This is a genomic window from Pseudomonas psychrophila, assembly GCF_001043005.1.
Classification (GTDB): Bacteria; Pseudomonadota; Gammaproteobacteria; order Pseudomonadales; family Pseudomonadaceae; genus Aquipseudomonas; species Aquipseudomonas psychrophila.
The window spans coordinates 257,301-277,903 of the sequence record NZ_JYKZ01000002.1 but is presented as its reverse complement, the minus strand read 5'-3'; the positions used below and the strand labels follow the sequence as shown (position 1 = coordinate 277,903).

Genomic DNA, 20,603 nt, shown 5'->3' with positions numbered 1-20,603 from the left:
AATTTCTTCCTTCAAGCCAGGCCTGCCAGGTTTTACCAGTCATTTGGCAAATTTCTCCAGCAAGCGTGGCGCAATCTTGTCCAAGGGGCGGATCTCAACTGCTGCGTCGATGGCGGCGGCCGCTTTGGGCATGCCGTACACCGAGCTGCTGTGCTGATCCTGGGCAATGGTGAGGAAACCCTGCTGACGCATGGACTTGAGGCCCTGGGCTCCGTCACGCCCCATGCCGGTCAACAGCACCCCTACCGCATCGCCGCTCCAGTACTGGGCAACACTTTCAAAAAATACATCTATCGAAGGTCGATAAATTTCGTTAACCGGCTCGGCGGTATAGGCCAGCGTGCCGTTTTTCAATAACCGTATGTGGTGGTTGGTCCCTGCCAGCAGGACTGTGCCCACCTGAGGGGTTTCGCCGTCACGAGCCAAACGCACGTCAAGCCCGCACGAGGTGCTCAGCCACTCGGCCATCCCGGCAGCGAAGACCTGATCCACATGCTGGACCAGCACGATGGCCGCACCAAAGTTCCTCGGCAGGCCCTTAAGCAGGGTTTCGAGCGCCGCCGGGCCGCCTGCCGACGAACCGATGGCGACCAGCCCGCCTCGCCCCCCCGGGACACGAGGCTGGGCCGAAACCGGAGTGACCCGCTTTTCGCTTTGGCCCATCAACCAGCCGACATTGAGGATCTTGCGCAGTAAAGGCGCCGAGGCTTCCTTGGGATTGCTGCCGCCCAGCACGGGCGTGTCCACCACATCCAGCGCGCCAAAGCCCATGGCTTCGAACACCCGATGGACATTCTGTTCACGGTCGATGGTAACGATGACGATGGCGCACGGGCTTTCGGCCATGATCCGGCGTGTCGCTTCGACCCCGTCCATGACAGGCATGATCAGGTCCATCAAAATCAGGTCAGGTGTGTTTTCGGCACAGAGGCGCACGGCCTCTTCGCCATCACTGGCGACCCAGACCACCTGGTGCGCAGGCTCGAACGCAAGCGCTCGACGCAGGGCTTCAACCGCCAAGGGCATATCGTTGACGATGGCGATTCTCATGTCTGGGCTCCTCCAATGAGTTCAACTACTGCATCAAGCAGAGCGTCGTCATGGAAACTGGCTTTGGCTAGATAATAGTCGGCTCCTGCATCCAGGCCGCGCCGACGGTCTTCTTCACGATCTTTGTAAGACACCACCATCACCGGCATCGATTGCAATCGACTGTCGCGGCGCAACAGCGTAACCAGCTCGATGCCATCCATGCGCGGCATGTCGATGTCGGTGATCAACAGATCAAAGTGTTCGGCCCGCAAGGCATTCCAGCCGTCCATGCCGTCAACTGCCACGGCCACTTCGTAACCACGATTAAGCAGCAGCTTGCGTTGCAGCTCGCGCACTGTCAGGGAGTCATCCACGACCAGGATACGTTTGCGGGTCAGTTCGGCGGTGTGTCGGTTGCGCCGATCGATACGCTCCAGACGCCCGGTGTTGAGCAGCTTATCGACCGATCGCAGCATGTCTTCAACATCAACGATCAGCACCGGTGAACCATCGTCAAGCAAGGCCCCGGCCGAGATGTCCTGCACCTTGCCCAAACGCGGGTCCAGGGGCAATACCACCAGGGTACGTTCACCGATAAAACGCTCGACGGCCACGCCGTACACCGCGTCGCGCTCGCGAATCACCACGACCTTGAGGGTTTCGTCATCGCTCTGACTGGGCGGGCGTTGCAGCAATTGGCTAGCGGCAACCAGCCCCACATGCCGGCCTTCATGCCAAAAGTGCTGACGCCCCTCAAGCTGTACGATTTCATCCGGATGCACATCGCGCATGCGCTCGATATGCGCCAGCGGGAACGCATAAGCCTCGTCTGCGACCTCCACAACCAGGCTGCGCACCACGGACAAGGTCAACGGAACTTCAAGATGGAAGCGGCTGCCATGCTGCGGGGTGTGCTCCAGCACAATGGCACCGCGCAGCAAGCGCACCATATGCTGAACGGCATCCAGCCCCACGCCACGCCCCGACACTTCGGTCACGGTGTCACGCAGGCTGAAACCCGGTAAAAACAGAAAGGTCAGCAGCTCTTCTTCGCTCAGCTGGGCCACTGTCGGCTCGGTGGACAGCTGACGTTCAACGATGGTGCGGCGCAGACGGTCCAGATCGACACCGGCACCGTCATCGCTCAGTTCCAGCACCAGCAACCCGGCCTGATGGGAGATGCGCAAGCGAATCAAGCCTTCGGCGGGCTTGCCGGCCAGCAATCGCTGCTCGGGGGCTTCAATGCCGTGATCGACCGCATTGCGCAACAAATGGATCAATGGGGCTTCGAGTTTTTCCAGTACATCGCGATCAACCTGGGTTTTCTCGCCTTCGATTTCCAGGCGAATCTGTTTACCCAGGGCGCGGCCCAGATCACGCACCATGCGCTCCTGCCCGACCAGAACATCGGCAAACGGACGCATGCGACACGCCAGGGCCGTGTCGTAGAGCATTTGTGCACGCTGTCCCGCCTGCCAGCAAAACTCGTCGAGTTCGGCGGTCTGTTCGCCAAGCAGATGCTGGGACTCAGCCAGTATTCGTCGAGCATCCATCAGCGCTTCTTCAGCTTCATGGCCAAGCCCCACGACCTTGAGCTGCTCACTGAGGGTATCCATAGCCCGCAGGTTGGTGCTTTGCATGCGCTTAAGCCGCTGCAATGTCACCAGAAATGGCTTTAGACGCTGGGTTTCTACCAGCGATTTGCTGGACAGATCGAGCAGGCTGTTAAGGCGCTGCGCAGTGACGCGCAAGACTCGCTCGCCGCCTTCGGTCAGGCGTTGAGGACGTCGCACGGGCTCTGGCGCCACCTCGGGCTCGACCTGCGGCTCGATCAGCGGCTCCAGCAGAGGTTCTATCTGTGGCGCAGAAGCAGCAGGCGCGGGCGCCAGCAGCAGTTGCGACACGTCGAATTCGGGCGGTGCCACCCGCGTACTCGGGGCTGAAGGGTCCAGCAACTCAGTCATGAGCGCCACATAGGCCTCGATGTCCGCCGGCCCCACGTTTGCACTGCCGGGTGTGGCGATGCGCATCAACAGATCCGTGCCTTGCAGCAAGGCATCGATGTGCTCGGGCTGCAGGTACAAACGGCCTTCCTGAGCACTCACCAGGCAATCTTCCATGACATGGGAGACGCTAACCCCGGCATCAACCCCGACAATCCGTGCCGCGCCCTTGAGCGAGTGGGCGGCACGCATGCAGGCTTCAAGCTGGTCGGCCTGGGTCGGATTGCGTTCCAGCGCCAGCAAACCGGCATTGAGCACCTGGGTTTGCGCCTCGGCCTCAAGACTGAACAGCTCAAGCAACGAGGCGTCGCGCATTTGCTCAGGGGTCATGTAAGGCTCCGGGTGATTGCACTCAGCAGTTGCTCTTCATCCAATAAACGCAGACTGCGGGTTTTCCACTGCAGCACACCCCGGGTGTATTTGGCGCTGGCATGCTCGCCAGAGACTGACGCTGCGTTGATGTCACCCTCGGCGATATTGTGGATGCCATCCACTTCATCCACCGGCAGCACGACCGCCCCGCCGTGGGCCGCCACAATCAACATGCGCGGCATGACCCGCAGCGATGTTGCACCGGGCACGCCAGGGTCGAGCCCCAACAGTTCAACCAGAGACAGACACGGCACCAGCGTTCCGCGCACATTTGCCACACCGCGCAAGGCCCGTGAGCGCTGGTGCGGCAAGGAGTGGATCGACTGCATCGGCGCCACCTCATCCAGACACCGCGTGACCAACGCCAGCCATTCATCGCCCAAACGAAATATCACCAGCGAACAGGTCGCCACTTTTTGTTCATGGGCCTGCGGGACATAGAGTTCCTGATGCTCCTGCTCAAATGAGTAACGATCCAGCAACCGGGTCGCGGCACTCGAATAGACAGCACAGTTACGACAATGAATGTGCTGCGCCAGCAACGGGCAGCTCTTGTCACCGTAGATACCCATGCGGTTCCAACAGTCATCAATGGCCTGTGCTTCGGCGTGGATCAAACTCTGTGCTGCTAAAGCGCTCATTGTTTACGCTCACTTTGGACGGAGTGCCCGTTACGGGCAGCGCGCTCGTGCAACCGCCGGGCACCTGCCGCATCACCTTGCGAGGCCAGCAGAGCTGCCAGATGGGCCAATGCTTCTGAATGCTGGGGGTCCAGATACAGCGCCTTGCGATAAAACCCCTGGGCCTGAGAGGTCTGACCTTGAACATCACTGAGCAAACCCAGCCAGTAAAACACCTCAGCCTGTGGTTCATGACGCTGCAGAAATTGCTCGCAAACTGCACGGGCCTCACTGCTTTTGCCTTCATTGGCCAAGCTGGCTATCTGCTCAAGCAGCCCCTTGGAATCATCGGGTATCGAAACCGTTTTTTGCGCGACAGGGGCTTGAGGTCGCGGGGAAAAAGGCCGGGCAGCCGGTGGTGGTACAGGGACCGTTGGTTGTCTGCGTACGAGCGGTTTGTTTTCAGGCGGCTCAGGATGCGCCAAAGGTAAAGGCTCGTTGCTGTGGCAAAAGGCAAACGACTGTGGCGCACCGATCGAACGCATGCCAAGACGAGCGAGCAAACTGCCCTCGGCCGGGCCGATGAACAGAACGCCGTCATCACGGGTCAGACGCTTGAGCACATCCAGTGCCTGCTGCTGGGTTTTAAGATCAAAGTAGATCAGGAGATTGCGGCAAAACACAAAGTCATAAGGCGCATGACTGCCCAGCAGCGCCGGGTCCAGCAAGTTTGCTACGGTGAAGCGGATCTGTTCGCAGACCCGCTCGGACAGTTGATAGCCGTCGCTCTCAAGGCTGAAGTAGCGCTCGCGAAAATCAGTGTGCTGACCACGAAAAGAGTTTTTGCCATACAGCGCACTCTGGGCCCTTTGCACCGAAAGCGGACTGACATCCAGCGCTTCGACTTTAAATTGATGTGCCGCAAAACCTGCATCGAACAGCGCCATTGCAATCGAATACGGCTCTTCGCCGGTCGAACATGGCAGGCTCAGGATTCGCAGTGCGCGCCGACTGCCGATTTGGGTCAGGCGTAGTCTGGCCAGGCGACCCAGCGTGGCAAAGGATTCGGGATAACGAAAAAACCAGGTCTCGGGCACGATCACTGACTCGATCAGGGCCTGCTGTTCATCCTGGGAACTGAGCAGGCGCTGCCAGTAACGATCGTTATCGACCATGTTCAGCGCAATGCAACGCTGGCGAACGGCACGCTCGATAATGGCCGGACCGACCGAGGCCACGTCCAGACCGATTCGCTGCTTCAGAAAATCGAAAAAGCGCTGATCGGCACTCATGGGTTCACCTGTTCGCAGGTGTCATCTTCATCTTGGGCAAAGAGCAACGCATATACCGCTGGGCTCAGCAGGTCGTCGATGCTCAACCACTGCAATAGCCCCGCTTCGTCTTGACGTACGGGGCCCAAATAAGGCGCATCGCAGTTATCAATGCCATAGGGCTGAAAATCTGCCGGATCACAACGCAGCGTATCGCTGGCTTGTTCAAGCAACAGCCCGAGCAATTGCCCGCGATACTTGACCAGCACCAGCCGGGTGCTGGTGCGGGCCACGGCTTCGGTGCCAAAGGTCATGGCGCTGATATCGATCACAGGAATCATTCGGTCACGATGAGCGAACACCCCGGCCACCCACGAGGGTGCATGGGCAATGGGCTTGAGTGGCAAGCGCGGCAGCACCTCGACGACGTCGGTGGCGGCCAGCGCATAGCGCTCATTACCAATGTAAAACACCAGAAACAGGCGTTGCTTGGGCACCTTCACGCCCGCGTGCTTGGCTAGAAGCTCGCTCATCAGACTTTAAAACGCGAAACGCCGCTACGCAGCCCAACGGCAACCTGACTGAGTTCGTCGATCGCAAAGCTGGCCTGACGCAAGGACTCGACGGTCTGGCTGCTGGCATCTCCCAGTTGTACCAGCGCAAGGTTGATCTGCTCGGCGCCCGTGGCCTGAGCCTGCATGCCTTCATTGACCATCAGCACTCGCGGCGCCAGGGCCTGGACCTGATGAATGATCTGCGACAGCTGCTCGCCCACCTGCTGCACCTCGGACATGCCACGACGCACCTCTTCGGAGAACTTGTCCATGCCCATCACGCCTGCGGAGACCGCCGACTGAATCTCGCGCACCATCTGCTCGATATCGTAAGTGGCCACAGCCGTCTGGTCGGCCAGGCGCCGGACTTCAGTGGCGACCACGGCGAAACCACGGCCGTACTCACCGGCCTTTTCAGCTTCGATGGCGGCGTTGAGCGACAGCAGGTTGGTCTGGTCCGCCACTTTAACGATGGTCACCACCACCTGATTAATGTTGCCGGCCTTCTCGTTGAGAATGGCCAGCTTGGCATTGACCAGATCCGCAGCGCCCATCACCGAGTGCATGGTTTCTTCCATGCGGGCCAGGCCTTGCTGCCCGGAACCGGCCAGTATCGAAGCCTGATCCGCTGCCGAAGTCACTTCGGTCATGGTGCGCACCAGGTCACGGGAGGTGGCTGCAATTTCACGGGACGTGGCGCCGATCTCGGTAGTGGTAGCAGCGGTCTCAGTGGCCGTGGCCTGTTGCTGCTTGGACGTGGCGGCGATTTCAGTGACCGAGGTGGTGACTTGTACCGAAGAGCGCTGGGCCTGGGACACCAGCGTTGTCAGCTCCGCCATCATGTCGTTGAAGCCGGTCTCCACCGCGCCAAACTCGTCCTTGCGTTCCAGGTTCAGGCGCGAGCTCAAGTCACCGGAACGCATCACTTCCAGAATCGAAACGATGCGCTGCATCGGCGACATGATCGCCCGCAACAACAGGAAGCCACACAGCGCCGCCGCCAGTACCGCAATAACCAGCGAAACAATCATGCTGATCTTGGCGGTCATAACCGCTTGGGCAATGTTGTCCGTTGCAAGAACGGCAGACTCGCGATTGCCTTCGATAATATCGTTGAGCGCCTTGCGTCCAGCCATCCAGGCCGGAGTCAGCTCCGCGCCAAGCACCTGGTGCGCTTGTGCATAATCCTTGTTTTGATACAGGTCCAGCACCTTCGACAACACCAGGCCGTATTCTTTGTGAATACGTTCAAAGTCCTCAAAGTGAGCGTTGTCATTGCCTTCAAAAATAGTGCTTCGATAGTTTTGCAGCTCTTTGTTAAGGCGGTCTTCGTAACTGGCGTACAGCTTGCGATCTTCGTTGTTCAGATCGCGCTGGTTGATCGAACCCACCAGTTCCAGAGTCAAGACATAGCTGTCGACCCAGGCACTGCGAATCATCGAACTGTAGTAAACCCCGGGGATCGAGTCGGTCTGCACCTTCTCTTCGCTGCTCTCGATTGAAAGCAGGCGCGAGTAAGACGCCACAACCATCAGCAGCATAATGGCGATGATTACAGCAAAGCTCGCCAAGATGCGTTGGCGTAACGTCCAGTTCTTCACAGTCGATCCTCGGGAGCCATTCAAATGAAGGCGAGTATAGCCGAGGGTACGCAATGATTCGTACAGACGTTGAGACAGATCTCACAGCAACAAACAAAAAAGCCTACGCATAAAACAGACTAAATAAGTAGGAGATTGCAAATTGTGCTCAATCTGTGGGAGCGGGCTTGCTCGCGATTCAGGCGACGCGGTGGATCTGGCAGACCGCGTTGCTTTCATCGCGAGCAAGCCCGCTCCCACAGGTCAGGTGTCACTCATACAATCCGGGGGTTGCCAGTCAAAACATCAGAGCATTGGTCAAATCGCCCATTGGCGCCTGCCCTCGCGCTTTCATGGCGTCATCGCGCTGCCTGATGCCATCCAGCGTTTCCAACTGATGCACCCGGGTAATCAGCCGCAGGATCGAGGCGGTGTCATACACCGTGTGATCCACTGTGCCCTTGCGGGCAAAGGGCGATACCACCAGCGCCGGAATTCGCGTGCCAGGCCCCCAGCGATCGCCTTTTGGAGGTGCAACGTGATCCCACCAGCCGCCGTTCTCGTCCACCGTGAGCACGACCACCATGTTTTCCCATTGCGGGCTGTTACGCAGTACCTTGAGTGTGCGGTCGAGGTGTCGGTCACCGGCGGCCACGTCGGCATAGCCCGCGTGCAGGTTGAGGTTGCCTTGGGGCTTGTAAAAGCTCACTGCGGGCAATTTTCCGGCTTCGGCGTCGGCCAGAAAGCGATTGGTCGCAGTCTCATCGCCCAGACCACCGTCGCGCAGGCGCTTGCTGCGCTCAGTCGGGTTCTGCGGGCCTTGGCGCTCGAAGTAGTTGAACGGCTGATGGTGGTACTGGAAGTTAGGGATTCGGGGGATGCTCTCAGAACCTTTGTACTGCTCCAGCGTGGCCTGCCAGGCACCCGCGTACCAGGCCCAGTCGATGTTCTTTTTACTCAGCTTGTCGCCGATATGCTCGTGGCTTTGCGGCACCAGCACACTGGGCAGGTCGGGTTTGGCGTAGTCCGGTCGTTCGGGGTCGCGAATCCAGGTCGGCCAGTAAGGCGGGGCCATGGTGTTCACGGCAAAACCGTCCGGAGTCAGGGCACTGGGGCCGAACTGCGGTGCACCGGTCATGGCACTGGCCGGAGATTTAGCCAAGGGCTTAAGGCGCGTGCCGGTGGGGTCGTCACCTTGCAACACAGCAATCTGGGCCTCAGCCACAGAGGTATTGGCGTTCGGATAGAACGGCACAGTGGCGCTGATCAGATACTGGTGGTTGAGAAACGAGCCGCCGAAGGCGCCCTGAAAGAAGTTGTCACACAGCACGAATTCACGGGCAACGTCCCACAGGCGCAGCGAATACTGCGACTGGGCGTAATAACCCATGGTGAAACCTCCGGAGTCTCCCCAGGCGACAAACTGGTCATTCTTGCCGTCGTTGATCTGCATCTGGTTTTGATAGAACACGTGCCACAAGTCCCGGGTGATCAGGTTAAGCGGCAGGTCTTCCTGATTCGGCCCCTTGAGGGCAAAGGGTGCGTTGGGCAGGTTTTCCTGGAACTGCATACCCGGGGCATAGGTCACCCCATCGACCGTCTGCGGCCCCACTTGCAACACCCCGCCCCAGGCAGGGGGCAAGGTTTGCAACAGGCTGCCATCGCGGTCGCGCTGCTGGTAGTCACTGGGCTTGAGCGCCGACAGCGGTTGTTCTACGCCAGGGAAATTGGCGAACAGATTATTGAAACTCCGGTTCTCGGCATAGATCACCACGATGGTCTTTACCTGTTCGTGGAGCTTTTTGTCCAGCTCGGACGGGGTAAGTGACGGCGACATAACTGGGCTTTCGTGTTCAAAACCGCCACAAGCGCTTAAGGTCGCGGCCCCTGCGCCCAGTGCTGCAGCACCGGCGAGGAAGCGGCGGCGACTGCTATCGATTTGGGGGGCTTTGTCTTTCTCGTCACTCATTACATGATCCTGATCAAACGTAACAAAATATTTCTTGCGGGCAAGCTAGCAGGGCATTATGACAATGAAGCGGACAAAAGAGCCCTCAGTGAGCACGAGGCTTTATTTAAACGAAAAAAAGCCCCGGGCCATTTCGGACCGGGGCGCTGAACTTAAGTAGATCGTAGGGCCTGTTCCCACGGGTCTGCAGAGGCGTTTTAGTTGCTCGCCTGCTTGACCTGAGCTTCGAGCTCAAGCTTGAGGCCCGGGTCGAGTTTGAGCTGTTTAGCCAATTCTTCGAGGTAAGCGCGCTCCATAAAGTGCTCTTCATCCACCAGGATCAAACTGGCGATATACATTTCGGCGGCTATTTCGGGGCTGCTGGCCGCGCTGGCCACTTCCGCAGGGTCCAGCGGCTTGTTCAGCTCAGCCTGTAGCCATTGCCGCAGCGCAGGGTCGCCGTTGAGTTTACCGAGTTCGCCTTCGATCAATTGGCGCTCGCGCTCATCCACATGGCCATCTGCCTTGGCGGCCGCTACCAGGGCTTTAAGAATCGCCTGGCTGTGCTGCTCGACCTGTGGCGCCGATACACGGTCAATGGTTTGCGGTTCGGTTTGCGGCGCAGTGCCCTGACTGGCCTGCCAGTTGCCGTAGGCTTTGTAGGCCAGCACGCCCAAAGCGGCCAGGCCGCCGTAGGTCAGTGCTTGCCCGCCATATTTGCGCGCACTCTTGTTACCCAGCAGCAAGCCCAGCGCACTGGCCGCAAGTGCGCCACCACCGGCACCTGAAAGCAAACCGCCCAGCCCACCGGAACCACCCAGCAGGCCGCCCAAACCACCTTTACCGGCACCCGAAGCATTGCCTTGGGCACCGGTTTTTTTCTCCAGCATTTGCTGGCCGGACTTTAGTAATTGATCAAGCAATCCACGGGTACTCATAAGCAGCCTCTCGCAACAGGGTTAAGGGAGCCAATCAGGCCCGCTCCCACACAGATACCGCTCACTTAAGAGCCGGTTGAATCAGTCACGCAAATCAGACTCATGAATCGGTTGGTCACGGTGGGTAGCACGCTGGTACTGGGCAGGCCACGTAGCCTTTTTACCGCCCAGGTCATCGTCTGCGTGCAACGGCCAATACGGATCACGCAACAGCTCGCGGGCCAGCAAAATCAGATTTGCCTGACCGGTGCGCAGAATATGCTCGGCCTGAGCAGGCTCGGTGATCATTCCGACGGTGCCAGTGGCGATGCACGCCTCTTTACGCACGCGCTCGGCAAAACGGGTCTGGTAACCCGGCCCCACCGGAATCTCGGCATTGGCCGCGGTCCCACCTGAAGACACATCAATCAGATCGACACCCAACGCTTTCAGGCGTCGGGCCAGCTCAACGGTTTCGTCCGGGTTCCAACCATCTTCTACCCAGTCGGTGGCCGAAACCCGCACAAACAGCGGTAATTCTTTTGGCCAAACCCCGCGCACGGCCTCGGTGACTTCCAGCACCAGACGAATACGGTTCTCGAAGGACCCGCCGTACTGATCTCGCCGCTGATTGCTCAGTGGCGAAAGGAATTGATGCAGCAGGTAACCGTGAGCGGCGTGCACCTCAACCACGGAAAACCCTGCCTCCAGCGCCCGCTTGGCGGCATCAACGAAGGCCTGGATCACATCGTGTATCTGAGCTTCGTCCAATTGTGTCGGCGCGGTGTGTTGCGGATCGAACGCAATCGGTGACGGCCCGACCGGGACCCAGCCGCCCTCCTCCACTTTGACGCTGCCATGCTTGCCCAACCAGGGGCGATGGGTGCTGGCCTTGCGTCCGGCATGTGCCAGTTGAATCCCGGCCACGGCACCTTGAGCCCGAATAAAACGGGTGATGCGCTGCAGGGGCTCGATCTGTTCGTCGTTCCACAAGCCAAGGTCCTGGGCGGTGATACGCCCCTCAGGACTTACGGCGGTGGCCTCGGTAAAAATCAGCCCGGCGCCGCCTACGGCACGGCTGCCTAGATGTACTAAATGCCAGTCATTGGCCAGCCCGTCGACGCTGGAGTACTGGCACATAGGCGAGACCGCAATGCGGTTAATGAGGGTCAGTTGTCGCAGGGTGTAGGGCTCGAGCAGCAGACTCATGGGTCACCTCTAATTCCAGTGGGTAGGCTCCAAGTACTTCTAGAGCCTAGTCGACAACACTGGGTGAGGGCGAGTTCAAATCGCACAGGGCAGGAGTAAATTTCCTGTGCGAGTAACCCGTTTTTTTGTGGGAGCGGGCTTGCTCGCGATACAAGCGCCGCGACCTGTCAGACAAACCGGGGGGATGTAATCGCGAGCAAGCCCGCTCCCACACTGGGGGGGGACTGGAGGTATTAACGCGGTTCGATATGAGCAATCATCAGTTGCACGGTTTCGTTGCCGCGAAACTCGTTGAGGTCGAGTTTATAGGCCAGTTCAACCCAGCGAATGGTCGGGTTAGGCCACACTTCGCGGTCAATCCCGAAGGCGATGCCATCGAGTTTTACGCTGCCGCATTCGGTTTTGAGCACCACTTTCAAATGCCGCTCACCCACGATGCGTTGCTCAACCAACTGGAACACCCCGTGAAACAACGGCTCCGGGAAATGCTGTCCCCACGGCCCGGCATTGCGCAGGGCTCGCGCCAGCTCCAGATGAAATTCTTCAACTGCCAGACTGCCGTCGGACAGCATGCGTCCAGTAAGGTCTTCTTCACGGAGTTGACGTCGGACTTCGGCATCAAATGCCTGGGAAAACAGCGTGAAGTTGGCCTCAGGCAAGGTCAAGCCGGCTGCCATGGCATGGCCGCCGTACTTGCTGATCAATTCCGGATGCTGGGCAGCAACCACGCTGAGCGCATCCCGGATATGAAAACCCGGCACCGAACGCCCGGACCCCTTGAGCATGCCATCGCCCGCATCGGCAAACGCGAAGGTCGGGCGGAAGTAACGCTCCTTGAGTCGCGAAGCCAGAATCCCGATCACCCCCTGATGCCACTCCGGGTCGAACAGGCACAGGCCAAACGGCATGCTCTCTAGCGCCAGGTCCTTGAGCTGGGCCAGCGCTTCACGTTGCATGCCCTGCTCAATGGATTTGCGGTCCTGATTCATCTCGTCCAGCTGCACGGCCATTGCCTGCGCCGCATTGGCGTCATCGGTCAGCAGGCATTCGATACCCAGACTCATGTCGTCCAGTCGCCCGGCAGCGTTTAGGCGCGGCCCCAGAATGAATCCCAGATCGGTCGAGGTGATTTTTGAGTGGTCACGCTTGGCCACCTCCAAAATGGCCTTTAGCCCCGGGCGCGCGCGCCCGGCACGGATTCGCTCAAGCCCCTGATGTACCAGAATGCGATTGTTGGCATCCAGCGGCACCACGTCCGCCACACTGCCCAGCGCCACCAGGTCCAGTAGCTCGGCGATGTTCGGCGCCTTACTGTTCTGGTACCAGCCCAGGCTGTTCAAGCGCGCCCGCAAGGCGATCAGAACGTAAAAGATGACCCCTACCCCTGCCAGCGCCTTGCTCGGAAATCCGCAGCCGGGCTGGTTGGGGTTGACGATGGCGTCCGCTGCCGGCAATTCGTTGCCCGGCAAGTGGTGATCCGTAACCAGTACGCTCAACCCGGCTTTTTTTGCCGCGGCCACGCCTTCAATACTGGAGATTCCATTGTCGACCGTAATCAGCAACTGAGGGGTACGTGTCAGCGCGACCTCGACGATTTCCGGGGTCAGGCCATAGCCGTATTCAAAGCGGTTTGGCACCAGATAATCGACATGGGCCGCTCCCAGCAAGCGCAAACCCAGCATGCCAACCGTACTCGCCGTCGCGCCGTCGGCGTCAAAGTCGCCCACGATCAAGATGCGCTGGCGCTGTTCAAGCGCCACCACCAGCAAATCCACGGCCGCATCGATGCCCTTGAGCTGCTGATACGGGATAAGTCGCGCCAGGCTCTTGTCCAGCTCAGCTTGCGACTGCACACCCCGTGCCGCGTATAGACGCGTCAGCAGGGTTGGCATTTCGCCCAAAAAAGGCAGGGTTTCAGGCAGTGGACGAGGTTCGATGCGCATAAGCGGGTGAAGAGTCTCTTGGTCGTAAAAAAGTGGAGTGGCTTAGCCGCGTTCGCCTTGCAGCCACTGCAACTGCACTTCGTGCTGGCCGCGATCATCGGTCACGAAAATGGTGCCTTCGCTGATCATCACGTCCCACTTGATAACGCGCGGCATGTCTTTGGCCAGCACTTCAAGAATCTCTTGCGGGACGGCAGCAATGTTGACGTTTTTCAGGTTTTTGATCGCCGGGATCACCTTGCCTTCCCAAACCCGCAAGCTGCCATAGGCCAGTAAGCTGGTGCGCTCGGTACGACGCGAGCACCAGGTCAGACGGTCGGCGTCAGGCTGGCCAACTTCAATCCAGTGCAGAACACGGTCATCCAGGCTTTTTTCCCACAGAGCTGGTTCGTCTACATCAGACAGACCGCGACCAAAAGACAGATGCTCGTTGTACCAAAAGGCGTAGGCAAGAAGGCGCACGGTCATGCGTTCTTCGGTTTCCGAAGGATGACGGGCGATGGTCTGCTTGACGCTTTCATAGACCCCGCGATCGAGGTCGGTCAGGTTGAGTTCAAACTTGTAGGTCGTGGACGGCTGTGCCATGAACGGGCTTCTTGATACTGAGAAAGGCGGCAAGTCTAACCGATACGCTGTGATTGAACGAATCGACCCGCTTCTTGCCAGCGACCAGCTATGTTAAAAGGCTGTACTCGCTCGCCCCCAGGACAAGGATTCCCCATGCCGCTTGCCACCAAACCTCTTTCAGGCCTTAAAGTCGTCGAATTAGGCACACTGATCGCAGGGCCATTTGCATCGCGCATTTGCGCCGAGTTTGGCGCACAGGTGATCAAGGTCGAGTCCCCGGACGGTGGAGATCCCCTGAGAAAATGGCGCAAGTTGTACGAAGGCACGTCACTGTGGTGGTTCGTCCAGGCGCGCAACAAAAAGTCCCTGACCCTGAACCTCAAGCACCCCGATGGCCTGAGCATCCTCAAAGAGTTACTGGCCGACGCCGATATCCTGATAGAAAACTTTCGCCCCGGCGTGCTGGAAAAGCTCGGCCTGGGCTGGGAGGTACTGCACGCCCTGAACCCGAAGTTGGTCATGGTGCGCCTGTCCGGTTTTGGTCAGACCGGTCCGATGAAAGACCAGCCGGGCTTTGGCGCGGTGGGCGAGTCAATGGGCGGCCTGCGTTACATCACCGGTTTTGAAGACCGACCGCCGGTTAGAACCGGCATCTCGATCGGCGACTCGATTGCCGCGTTGTGGGGGGTCATTGGCGCCTTGATGGCATTGCGTCATCGCGAGGTCAATGGCGGACAAGGCCAGGTGGTGGACGTGGCGCTCTACGAGGCCATTTTTGCCATGATGGAAAGTATGGTCCCCGAGTTCGATGTGTTCGGTTTTATTCGCGAACGTACCGGCAACATCATGCCCGGCATCACCCCCTCTTCGATTCATACCAGCCTGGATGGCAAACACATTCAGATCGGCGCCAATGGCGACGCTATCTTCAAGCGCTTCATGCACATCATCGGCCGTGACGATCTGGCCAATGATCCGGCACTTGCCAGCAACGATGGCCGTGATACCCGTCGCGATGAACTCTATGGCGTGATTGACCGCTGGGTCGGCTCATTACCGCTTGAAACAGTGCTTGAGCAACTGAGCACGGCGCAAGTACCCGCCAGCCGCATCTTCTCGGCAGAAGACATGTTCACTGACCCGCAATTTCTGGCCCGTGAAATGTTTCTGCAGGCCAAGCTGCCTGATGGCAAAGACTTCAAGATGCCTGGCATCGTGCCCAGGCTGTCCGAGACCCCAGGCTCCGCAGATTGGGTCGGGCCTGAGTTGGGCGCCCATAATCATGAGCTGCTGAGCGCTCTGGGTTACGACGCAGCAGCCATCGCCAACCTCAAGCAAGCTGGCGCCATTTAGGCCAGTTGCCACTTTAAGTGGCCCCGAAGGAGATCAGCACGATGACTCATCGCTTGAAGTGGCGAAGCCTTTGGGCAGGCCTGATAACTTCGCTGCTTCTGGTTTGGGCCACAGGCAGTCAGGCTGCACCGACGCTCATCTGGCTGCTGCGCGATCTACCGCCGCTCACGGTGTTTCACGGGCAGCAAAAAGGTCAGGGGGTAATCGATCAAATGATGCCCGTGCTGATCGAAAGCATGCCGCAATACCAACACGTCATCATGCGGGTTAACCGGGCACGGGCGCTGCAGATGCTTGAAGAACCGTCACTGACCTGCGATCCGGCCTTGATCTGGAACCCCGCGCGCGCGCAGTCGATTGTCTATTCGTCACCTGTTGCCGTTTTGCACAGCAACGGCATGGCGATTCTGCGTGAGAACCAGCAACTGATCGAACCCTTTATCCAGAACGACAAGGTGGACCTGCCAGGACTGCTAAAGGCTCAAACCATGAAGCTTGGGGTAATCGCCAAGCGCAGTTACGGTGAATGGATTGATTCCCAGCTCACACAAGGCTCTGCTAGCCAAATCGTCATGCATTACGGCAACGATCCGCTGAGCAGCCTGCTGCAAATGCAGCAGGCTGGCCGCATGCCGGCACTGTTGGGCTATTGGCCAGAAATTCAGGCCAAGGCCAGCGAACAAGGTTTGTCGCCCGACTCACTGATGTTTTACCCGATTCAGGGCGCCCCCGAGTTTCAGTCCATTTACATCGGGTGCTCGGCCACACCGGAAGGTCGCGAGGTTATCCGCAGCGTCAATAAACTACTCAACACATTGGGCCCTCCACCCGTGTCGAGCCTGGATTCGCGCTGACCAAAAAAAGAGCAAAAAAAACCCGAGCAGTGGGGAGGCTACTCGGGTTTTAACAAGGTCATGACGACCCGCTCAACAGGCTACAAGCATCGGAGCAATAGACTTGCTCCTGTTGATGAAAAATCTGACACACCAGACCTGCCTGAAGTTCCCCGACACCAGCAATTAATTCCCATTAGCACCGTCACCGTTTGAGCACGTGCGCTCATATGACTCCAGTAATTGACCCAAGCCGCCCAGGCTCACGGGTTTAGGCAGACAACCCAACACCTTGAGGCCTTGCTTGCGGGCCATCAGAGCTGCCATTTCAATCACCGGAGGCGCAGCCGAGCTCAAAATGATCACCGCCCTCGCGCTACGCTGGCGAGCCAGTTCGTTGATCAGTTCAAACCCTGACGGGCCGTCCATGTAGAGATCACAAATCGCGACATCGATAGCCCCGCTCTTGAGCAGGGACTCGCGCGCCGAGTCCACGCTTTGAGCCGTCAGCACATCGAAAATCCGGAACGCGTTCAACATCTGGTGCAACACCATTAACTGAAATGGGTTGTCTTCAAGAATCAATACTTTCAGAGATCGCATCTTGGGCCTTCAGGGCATAGACCTACTGTTTCCGAGGGAATGAACTTTAGTAGGCCCAACGACCAGAAAACATAGGATATTTCTGAATCCACTACGAGATCTGTCCAGTGCCCGAATTTACTGTTCAATCGGGCTTGCTAGTTCCACTTCCGGCTCTCGGAGGTATCAAACCACCCACCTACCAGCCCTTCCAGCCGTCCGGAGACTGAGTAAAACGGGACGGTCCATTGATAGATTTCCATGCCTCCCGCTTTGAACTCCACCCACCGTTTTTTGTAGCATGGCTTGCGGCTGTGAATCATGCACATAAGCTCTTGCTGAAACTGCTCGGCCACTTCCTCGGGGAATAAATTGACGTCCGTGACCTTCAATCCGCGTATCTGCTCCAGCTGCACCGACAAGCGCTCTTCATAGCTTTTATTGCAGGTGAGCAACTCACCCTCCAGGCCCACCACGAAGATCGGGCTGGGGATGCCATCCAAAAAACGCCGATTGCGCTCCACCTCCTCACGCAGGGATTGCTCAAACTGGCGCCCGATCCCGAGCTGCCTGCGCAGCAAACGGTTCCATGTAAACAGCATGAGACCTGCGGCGAACAATGCGCCAATTGCCCAGTACAACCAGGCTGAATGATACAAGCCCCTCTCGATAACGAGGGGTTGACCAACGCCTCCCAACCATCGGGTTCTCAAGGTTCGAAACTCGGCCACCGGTATGGCCTCCAGCGCCTTGTTCATGATGCCAAGCAGCTGAGGGTATCGGGTCGATACCGAAAAACTGGCAGCGGTCCATCGCCCATCCACACTGCGCCCGACCTTTAGACGCCCCGGCGGATAGAGGTGAGCTTGTGTCTCGCTCTGGATCGTTGCATCCGCATCACCCGTGGCAACTGCGTGACGTGCCTGGGCGTAAGTATCCACCAGCAGCAAGGTGATCGCGGGGTACTCACGTCGAATCAAGTCTTCGAGGGCGTGCCTGGCGGGAAGCACCAGTACCTTACCCGCCAACTGGTCCAGCGAACCCAGCCGGGAATCATTGACGCGCACAACAAATACCCAGGGTGCCCCTCCGTAGGAATAAGTGAAATCCAGAAAAGCCGTACGCTCACGGTTTCGGGAGAGGCTGGAGTTCATTTGCGCCTCGCCACTTTTGAGCATGTCCAGAATGTTCACCGTTGAAAACGCTTCCTTGTGCACAAACTGCAGCCCGGTCATTCGAGATATACGCGCCAGAATGTCAACACTCAGCCCCACCCAGCGACCGTCTCCAGCCCTGAACGCGTACAACGGGAACTGTTGGGTGGCGAGGGTCACGACCGGGTGACGCTTGATCCACTCCTGCTCGTCGGGCAACAGGTCGATGGGCTGCTGCCCGCTGCTCCCTTCAAGCCCGGTCGTCCAGCGAGCAAGGACCATCTGCCTCGTTGCGTCATCAATGCTGTCGAATGCCTTTTCAATCAACGCAGCTAGCTGGGGCTCGGAGCGGCGAGTGGCAAAAGCAAACCCGTCAGTTGGCAAAACGCTGTCACCCATAATGCGCACCCCTGAATACGGCCGGACATTTTTGAATGCCTGCACCATGAGTTCATTACCGATGAATGCATCGATATCCCCTTCAGCCAGCGCCTCCATAGCACTTTGCAAATGGGGGGTGAGGATGATCTCGCTGTCGGGGTAAAACCCATGGGCGGTCTGTACATCGACATAACCATCGACAAAGCCGATCTTTTTGCCCGCCCAGCGCGTAATCGGCTCGAAGTCACTGGCACGCCCGACTATTACGCCTTGATCAACCATGTAGCTGCGGGAAAAAGCGATGCCTTCAATCCCCCGTTCAAAACCGCTGGCACTGGTCAGGATGTCGATTTTCCCGGCCAGCAGTTCGGCAACTGCCTGGTCGCGTTTTTTGTAGCCCAGAAGCTCGATAGACACTCCCAGCCTGTCACGCACGAGCCCCAGGTAATCGGCGCTGAGGCCCTGGTAGTAATCGCGATCATTGGTGATATCGACAGGTTCGTAATCGCCGAGGGCGATACCCACACGCAACGTTGGGTGACTGGCCAGCCATTGCCGTTCAGAGGCATCCAGTTGCAGCGGCTTGAACTCGATAAAGCTTGTTGCAAGCCTGAAGGGCAAACCATGGCTGGCAATAGCCGGTTGCATACAGGTCAGGAGAACCATCGCCAGCAATAGGCGCGCCCCTGATTCAAATGCCTGGTGAAGTGGTGACATGACAGCATCCTTGGCCGCAAACCCGTCAACATGCGGGGGCGAAAAGCGGCCAAGTTTGCCATGCACAAACAAAAAAGCCCGTCAGATGACGGGCTTCAAAACGCGTAAGACAAATGCCTTTAGAGAGGCTTGCCTCGATTGCCATGCTGGCTGACAAAGGCTTGAACTGCCTTGAGATCATTTGCCAACACGGTGTAGCGCTCTTCTCGCTCAAACAGGTCGGAAAGGTGCGACGGCAGCTCCTGCGCTTTTCCTATGCCTGCTTTTTCAACTGCTTCCGGGAACTTGACCGGGTGTGCCGTGCCCAGGATAACCATAGGAATATCCAGGCTGCGACGGCATTCGCGAGCGGCACGCACCCCAATGGCTGTGTGCGGATCGAGCACTTCACCGCTCTCGGCAAACACCTGGGCGATGGTTTCGCACGTTTGCTCATCATCAACCGCCAGCGAGTCGAACAGGCGACGCGCTTCAGTCCAGCGATCATCTTCAACGCTGAAGTTGCCCGTTTGCTTGAAGATGTCCATCAGGCCGGCAACTGCCGCGCCATTGCGACCGTGAAGATCGAACAGCAAACGTTCGAAGTTCGATGACACCATGATGTCCATCGACGGCGACAGGGTCGCGTGCAGGGTGTCCTTGGCGTACTGATTGCCGCTCATGAAGCGATGCAGGATGTCGTTGCGGTTGGTGGCAACGATCAACTGGTTGATCGGCAAGCCCATGTTGCGCGCCAGATAACCTGCAAAGATGTCGCCAAAGTTGCCGGTAGGCACCGAGAACGACACGGATCGGTGCGGTCCGCCCAGTTGCAGGGCTGCATGGAAGTAGTAAACGATCTGGGCCATGATCCGCGCCCAGTTGATCGAGTTCACGGCTACCAGGCGTGTGCCCTTGAGGAAGTCCTGGTCGGCAAAGCTGGCTTTGACCATTTCCTGGCAGTCATCGAAGTTGCCTTCGATGGCGATGTTGTGAATGTTGTCACCGAACAGCGTCGTCATTTGACGACGTTGAACTTCCGACACCCGGTTATTGGGGTGCAGGATGAAAATGTCGACATTCTCGCAATGCTTGCAGCCTTCAATCGCAGCCGAGCCGGTATCACCGGAGGTCGCTCCGACAATCACCACGCGCTCGCCACGCTTTGCCAGCACGTAGTCGAGCAGGCGGCCGAGCAGTTGCAAGGCGAAATCCTTGAACGCCAGGGTCGGGCCGTGGAAAAGCTCAAGCACCCATTCGTTGCCATTGAGCTGACGCAGTGGCGCTACAGCCGCGTGGGAAAACGCGCCGTAGGTTTCTTCGAGAATCTTTTTGAAGTCTGCGTCCGGAATACTGCCGGTAACAAACGGGCGCATGACCCGAAATGCCAACTCGTGGTATGGCAAACCTGCCCAGGAAGCGATTTCTTCCTGGGTAAAGCGCGGCAGGTTTTCCGGCACATACAAACCGCCATCGCTGGCCAGCCCGGCCAACAACACGTCTTCAAAATTCAGGGCCGGTGCCTGGCCACGGGTGCTGATATAGCGCATGTCTTCAAACCTTCGGCTTGAGCGCCAAGCGGTGTGGA

The 20,603-nt window shown here is 58.3% G+C and carries 16 protein-coding genes; 2 read left to right on the top strand and 14 right to left on the bottom strand.

The genetic code is table 11. The annotated features are described in order from the left end of the window. Positions 1–39 precede the first annotated feature (39 nt). The 11 genes from cheB to TU76_RS07340 all read right to left on the bottom strand — a co-directional run bounded on the left by cheB (position 40) and on the right by TU76_RS07340 (position 14,034). A complete protein-coding gene (gene cheB / locus TU76_RS07390) occupies positions 40–1,050 on the bottom strand; it encodes a chemotaxis response regulator protein-glutamate methylesterase (RefSeq protein ID WP_019822116.1) in 1,011 nt (336 codons plus the stop codon). Continuing rightward, complete coding sequence (locus TU76_RS07385) at positions 1,047–3,365, bottom strand: hybrid sensor histidine kinase/response regulator (protein WP_019822114.1); 2,319 nt, start codon at positions 3,363–3,365, stop codon at positions 1,047–1,049. Before TU76_RS07385 ends, cheB begins: the two co-directional genes overlap by 4 nt. Beyond that, on the bottom strand, positions 3,362–4,048 hold the full coding sequence (locus TU76_RS07380) for a chemotaxis protein CheW (RefSeq protein ID WP_019822112.1): 687 nt from the start codon (positions 4,046–4,048) through the stop codon (positions 3,362–3,364). Before TU76_RS07380 ends, TU76_RS07385 begins: the two co-directional genes overlap by 4 nt. Then, positions 4,045–5,319, bottom strand: a complete 1,275-nt coding sequence (locus tag TU76_RS07375; protein WP_048351366.1) for a CheR family methyltransferase — start codon at positions 5,317–5,319, stop codon at positions 4,045–4,047. The genes TU76_RS07380 and TU76_RS07375 overlap by 4 nt, the downstream gene beginning before the upstream one ends. Beyond that, the gene (locus tag TU76_RS07370) at positions 5,316–5,831 is read right to left on the bottom strand and encodes a chemotaxis protein CheW (RefSeq protein ID WP_046809601.1); all 516 of its coding nucleotides are present in this window, start codon (positions 5,829–5,831) and stop codon (positions 5,316–5,318) included. The genes TU76_RS07375 and TU76_RS07370 overlap by 4 nt, the downstream gene beginning before the upstream one ends. Continuing rightward, on the bottom strand, positions 5,831–7,453 hold the full coding sequence (locus TU76_RS07365) for a methyl-accepting chemotaxis protein (protein ID WP_019822109.1): 1,623 nt from the start codon (positions 7,451–7,453) through the stop codon (positions 5,831–5,833). The genes TU76_RS07370 and TU76_RS07365 overlap by 1 nt, the downstream gene beginning before the upstream one ends. A 277-nt stretch (positions 7,454–7,730) precedes the next feature. Continuing rightward, complete coding sequence (locus TU76_RS07360; protein ID WP_046809603.1) at positions 7,731–9,401, bottom strand: acid phosphatase; 1,671 nt, start codon at positions 9,399–9,401, stop codon at positions 7,731–7,733. 197 nt (positions 9,402–9,598) lie between these two features. After that, on the bottom strand, positions 9,599–10,318 hold the full coding sequence (locus tag TU76_RS07355; RefSeq protein ID WP_048351365.1) for a tellurite resistance TerB family protein: 720 nt from the start codon (positions 10,316–10,318) through the stop codon (positions 9,599–9,601). Between the two features lie 81 nt (positions 10,319–10,399). Then, positions 10,400–11,506, bottom strand: a complete 1,107-nt coding sequence (locus TU76_RS07350) for an NADH:flavin oxidoreductase/NADH oxidase (RefSeq protein ID WP_019822104.1) — start codon at positions 11,504–11,506, stop codon at positions 10,400–10,402. A gap of 233 nt (positions 11,507–11,739) precedes the next feature. Continuing rightward, positions 11,740–13,449 carry a single-stranded-DNA-specific exonuclease RecJ gene (gene recJ, locus TU76_RS07345; RefSeq protein WP_048351364.1) on the bottom strand — a complete coding sequence of 570 codons (1,710 nt, stop codon included), beginning with the start codon at positions 13,447–13,449 and terminating at the stop codon, positions 11,740–11,742. 42 nt (positions 13,450–13,491) lie between these two features. Further along, positions 13,492–14,034, bottom strand: a complete 543-nt coding sequence (locus TU76_RS07340; RefSeq protein ID WP_019822101.1) for a YaeQ family protein — start codon at positions 14,032–14,034, stop codon at positions 13,492–13,494. A gap of 135 nt (positions 14,035–14,169) precedes the next feature. Between TU76_RS07340 and TU76_RS07335 the strand changes: the two genes are divergently transcribed. Further along, a complete protein-coding gene (locus tag TU76_RS07335; protein ID WP_019822099.1) occupies positions 14,170–15,369 on the top strand; it encodes a CaiB/BaiF CoA transferase family protein in 1,200 nt (399 codons plus the stop codon). A 41-nt stretch (positions 15,370–15,410) separates the two neighbouring features. After that, the gene (locus TU76_RS07330; protein WP_019822098.1) at positions 15,411–16,223 is read left to right on the top strand and encodes a TIGR02285 family protein; all 813 of its coding nucleotides are present in this window, start codon (positions 15,411–15,413) and stop codon (positions 16,221–16,223) included. A 165-nt stretch (positions 16,224–16,388) separates the two neighbouring features. On the opposite strand, the gene TU76_RS07325 is transcribed toward TU76_RS07330, so the two are convergent. From TU76_RS07325 to thrC, 3 genes are all read right to left on the bottom strand, one after another. Beyond that, positions 16,389–16,805, bottom strand: coding sequence for a response regulator (locus TU76_RS07325; RefSeq protein ID WP_019822096.1), 417 nt, complete (start codon positions 16,803–16,805; stop codon positions 16,389–16,391). A 137-nt stretch (positions 16,806–16,942) separates the two neighbouring features. After that, positions 16,943–19,036: a transporter substrate-binding domain-containing protein gene (locus TU76_RS07320; RefSeq protein WP_048351363.1), complete on the bottom strand. Its 2,094-nt coding sequence runs from the start codon at positions 19,034–19,036 to the stop codon at positions 16,943–16,945. 119 nt (positions 19,037–19,155) lie between these two features. Then, positions 19,156–20,565, bottom strand: coding sequence for a threonine synthase (gene thrC / locus TU76_RS07315; RefSeq protein ID WP_048351362.1), 1,410 nt, complete (start codon positions 20,563–20,565; stop codon positions 19,156–19,158). Positions 20,566–20,603 lie beyond the last annotated feature (38 nt).